Annotated in this window: 4 protein-coding genes and 1 pseudogene; 4 read left to right on the top strand and 1 reads right to left on the bottom strand. The window is 69.6% G+C overall.

Going from position 1 to position 4,073, the window contains the following annotated elements; all coding sequences use genetic code 11:
* Positions 1 to 129: 129 nt before the first annotated feature.
* On the top strand, positions 130 to 1,242 hold the full coding sequence (gene prfB, locus AA75_RS32190; RefSeq protein WP_033823875.1) for a peptide chain release factor 2: 1,113 nt from the start codon (positions 130 to 132) through the stop codon (positions 1,240 to 1,242).
* A gap of 208 nt (positions 1,243 to 1,450) precedes the next feature.
* Here the strand turns inward: prfB and AA75_RS32185 are convergent, their stop codons facing one another.
* Positions 1,451 to 1,645, bottom strand: a complete 195-nt coding sequence (locus AA75_RS32185; RefSeq protein ID WP_033823874.1) for a hypothetical protein — start codon at positions 1,643 to 1,645, stop codon at positions 1,451 to 1,453.
* Between the two features lie 385 nt (positions 1,646 to 2,030).
* Between AA75_RS32185 and ftsE the strand changes: the two genes are divergently transcribed.
* From ftsE to AA75_RS50030, 3 genes and pseudogenes are all read left to right on the top strand, one after another.
* Entirely contained in the window at positions 2,031 to 2,720 is a 690-nt protein-coding gene (ftsE, locus tag AA75_RS32180; protein WP_033823873.1) for a cell division ATP-binding protein FtsE, read from the top strand.
* Positions 2,721 to 2,778: 58 nt separating this feature from the next.
* Positions 2,779 to 3,687 (top strand): permease-like cell division protein FtsX, encoded by a 909-nt coding sequence (gene ftsX, locus AA75_RS32175; RefSeq protein WP_033823872.1) that lies wholly within the window; start codon positions 2,779 to 2,781, stop codon positions 3,685 to 3,687.
* Between the two features lie 119 nt (positions 3,688 to 3,806).
* Positions 3,807 to 4,073: pseudogene (locus tag AA75_RS50030) on the top strand (peptidase S41); the annotation flags it as partial.

The following is a 4,073-nucleotide window of genomic DNA, read 5'->3' as shown; positions in this document are numbered from 1 at the left end:
CCGCCCGCCCGCGCACGCCCCCGGGCACGCCGCCGGACAGGGCTCGCAGCAGGCCCGCGCGGCGGCCGTCGGGACTTCGCACCCCCCGGTGTAGTTGAGCGGCCCTCGCCAACCATTACGCTTGAGGGCGTGGCAGCCGTCGATCCTTCCGAAGAGCTCAAGAACCTCGAGTCGACCATGGGGTCGATCGAGGCCGTCCTCGACCTGGACAAGATCCGGGCCGACATCGCGACCCTGGAGGAGGAGGCAGCGGCCCCGAACCTGTGGGACGACCTGGCGAACGCCCAGAAGGTGACCAGCCGGCTCTCCTTCCTGCAGGGCGAACTGCGCAAGGTCCAGCACCTGCGCGGCCGGGTCGACGACCTCGCCGTCCTGTTCGAGCTGGCCGCCGACGAGGACGACGCGGACACCCTGTCCGAGGCCCTCACCGAGCTCACCTCGGTCCAGAAGGCCGTCGAGGAGCTCGAGGTCCGCACCCTGCTCTCCGGCGAGTACGACGCCCGTGAGGCCCTGGTCAACATCCGGGCCGAGGCCGGCGGCGTGGACGCCGCGGACTTCGCCGAGCAGCTGATGCGGATGTACCTGCGCTGGGCCGAGCGGCACGGTTACCCGACCGAGGTCTACGACACCTCGTACGCGGAGGAGGCCGGCATCAAGTCCGCGACCTTCACCGTGAAGTCGCCGTATGCCTACGGCACCCTCTCGGTCGAGCAGGGCACCCACCGGCTGGTCCGGATCTCCCCGTTCGACAACCAGGGCCGCCGCCAGACCTCGTTCGCGGGCGTCGAGGTGCTTCCGGTCGTGGAGCAGAGCGACCACGTCGACATCGACGAGTCCGAGCTGCGGATCGACGTGTACCGCGCCTCCGGCCCCGGTGGCCAGGGCGTCAACACCACCGACTCCGCGGTCCGGATCACCCACCTGCCGACCGGCGTGGTGGTCTCCTGCCAGAACGAGCGCTCGCAGATCCAGAACAAGGCCTCGGCGATGAACGTCCTCCAGGCCAAGCTGCTGGAGCGCCGCCGCCAGGAGGAGCGGGCCCTGATGGACTCGCTCAAGGGCGAGGGCAGCTCCTGGGGCAACCAGATGCGCTCGTACGTCCTGCACCCGTACCAGATGGTCAAGGACCTGCGGACGGAGTTCGAGGTCGGCAACCCGCAGGCGGTGCTGGACGGCGACATCGACGGCTTCATCGAGGCCGGGATCCGCTGGCGCAAGCAGCGCGAGACCTCCAACGACTAAGGGGAGGCGCCCGGCCGAGATGACGATCGAGCACAGCATCGAGGCCGGGATCCGCTGGCGCAAGCAGCGCGAGACCTCCAACGACTAAGGGCGAAGTCCGGCGCGAGACCTCCGCGGAGTAGCGGCGGGCAGTACCCGCGGGACACCTGAACGACGCCGAAGGGCCCGGGAGCGGCAGCTCCCGGGCCCTTCGGCGTCGTCGTGGGTGTCAGGCCAGCGCCTGGCGGGCGATGAAGGCCACCGCCAGCAGGGCCACCAGCAGCGCGAGCAGCGCGGCGGGGGACAGCGCGGCGAACGGGCCCTGCTGCTCCTGCAGCCGGGCGCGGTTGGCGCGGCACACCGGGCAGCGGCCGTCGCTCACGCGGCCGTTGCAGTTGGCGCACACCAGATGGTCGCACGTCATGCGATCTCCTCCTTGCTGCTACTGCCAACGCACCGGACGGGGTTCTGGTTCCTCTGCTGCCCTGTGCAAGGGGGCGGCCGGTCGCGACCGCTCCTCTCCACTGTGCCAGGTTCCACCGCGTACGGCCCGTGCTGTCCGGGGTCGGGAGGGCTGTGAGATGCCTCGCAGTTTTCGGGGCAAACCGGATCAGAGGCGGGCAATCCCTTGTCCGATCCGCCTCCGGGGCCTGCGAATGGTCATCCCCGTCGCGTATGGTCCCAACCCAGTACTGACCGAGGAACGGCGCTGCGGGTCGAGCCTTCGGGCCTCGACGTAACGATCGGGTCACGGGGGCCCTGGCCGGGGCGGTCGCCCTTCCACCTAGGATGGCCACCGTGATGCAGCCGTGATCAGATTCGACAACGTCTCCAAGACCTATCCCAAGCAGAACCGTCCGGCCCTGGACAACGTCTCGCTGGAGATCGAGAAGGGCGAGTTCGTCTTCCTGGTCGGCTCCTCCGGCTCGGGCAAGTCCACCTTCCTGCGGCTGTGCCTGCGCGAGGAGCGGCCGAGTACCGGTGCGGTGCACGTGCTCGGCAAGGACCTGGGCAAGCTGTCCAACTGGAAGGTGCCGCACATGCGCCGCCAGCTGGGCACCGTCTTCCAGGACTTCCGGCTGCTCCCCAACAAGACGGTGGCGCAGAACGTGGCGTTCGCCCTCGAGGTGATCGGCAAGCCGAAGTCCGCCATCGCCAAGGTGGTGCCCGAGGTGCTCGACCTGGTCGGCCTCGGCGGCAAGGAGGACCGGATGCCAGGCGAGCTCTCCGGTGGTGAGCAGCAGCGCGTGGCGATCGCCCGGGCCTTCGTGAACCGTCCGATGCTGCTGATCGCGGACGAGCCGACCGGAAACCTCGACCCGCAGAACTCCGTCGGCATCATGAAGCTGCTCGACCGGATCAACCGCACCGGCACCACCGTGCTGATGGCCACCCACGACCAGGCCATCGTCGACCAGATGCGGAAGCGAGTGATCGAGCTCGACAAGGGGCTGCTGGTCCGCGACCAGGCCCGTGGCGTCTACGGCTACCAGAGCTAGCCCGCCGACCGCCCTGCCTGATCCGCCCTGCCTGCATTGACCCTGGATTGAGAGAAGCATGCGCGCCCAGTTCGTCCTGTCGGAGATCGGTGTCGGTCTACGCCGCAACCTGACGATGACCATCGCCGTCGTCGTCAGCGTCGCGCTCTCGCTGGCCCTCGCCGGTGCCTCGCTCCTGGTCCGCGACCAGGTCAACTCCATGAAGGGGTACTGGTACGACAAGGTCGAGGTGAGCGTCTACTTCTGTACGAAGTCGGACGCCGCCACCTCGGTCCAGTGCAAGGCCGGTGCCGCCACCCAGGAGCAGATCGACGAGGTGAAGGCCAGCCTCGACAAGATGCCGCTGGTGCAGAACTCGTCGTTCGAGAGCTCGATCGAGGCGTACAAGCGGTGGAAGGAGACCAACCCGGACAACCCGCTGCTCGCCGCCGTGGGTGCGGAGGCGATGCCGCAGTCCTGGCGGATCAAGCTGGTCGACCCGACCAAGTACGACGTGATCCAGAGCGCCTTCGCCGGCAAGCCGGGCGTGAAGTCGGTCGAGGACCAGCGGAAGATCCTGGAGAACCTGTTCGGCCTGCTGAACGGCCTGCAGACCGCCGCCTTCGTGATCATGGTGCTGATGCTCTTCGTCGCCCTGCTGCTGATCGTCAACACCGTCCGGGTGTCGGCGTTCAGCAGGCGGCGCGAGACCGGCATCATGCGCCTGGTGGGCGCCTCCAACTTCTACGTCCAGATGCCGTTCATCGCCGAGGCCGCGTTCGCCGCGCTGCTCGGCGCGACGATGGCCTCCGGGCTGCTGCTGGCCGGGCACTTCTTCGTCCAGCACTGGCTGGCGCAGCGCGTGCTGTTCATCCACTTCATCGGCCTGTCCTCGGTGTTGACGGTGATCCCGCTGCTGGTGGTGGTCGGTATGGCGATGGCCGGCATCGCGGCCTTCTTCACCCTGCGCAAGTACCTCAAGGTCTGACCGCCGGTCAGTTCCGGCCCTGGCGGCCCCGGTCGGCCCTGCGCCGTCCGGGGCCGCTGTGCGTCGGCGCGGTCCGCATTCGGCGCCCGCGGCCCCGGGCGCGCCCTAGACTCCGGTGCATGGTGACAGGGCGGCGGGTACGGCAGGGGGCCACGCTCAGCGTGGTCTTCGGCGTGGTGCTGCTGGCCGGCGCCGCCGCCGGGGCCTGGGGCGAACCGCCGACGGCCGCGCCGCGGCCGGCCGGGATCGGGCCCGGCACCGGCCTCGGGGACCTCGCCGGCGCCGACCTCACCCCGCTCCAGGCCGAACAGCTGGTCGGCGCCAGCGGCGACCGCTGGGCGGCCCACCTGAGCCCCGAGGAGTACGCGGACTTCACCGGCGGGCGC

The organism is Kitasatospora sp. MBT63 (assembly GCF_000710465.2).
Taxonomy (GTDB): Bacteria; Actinomycetota; Actinomycetes; order Streptomycetales; family Streptomycetaceae; genus Kitasatospora.
Note: the sequence above shows the minus strand (reverse complement) of the source record. Positions and strands in the feature narration are given on the sequence as shown.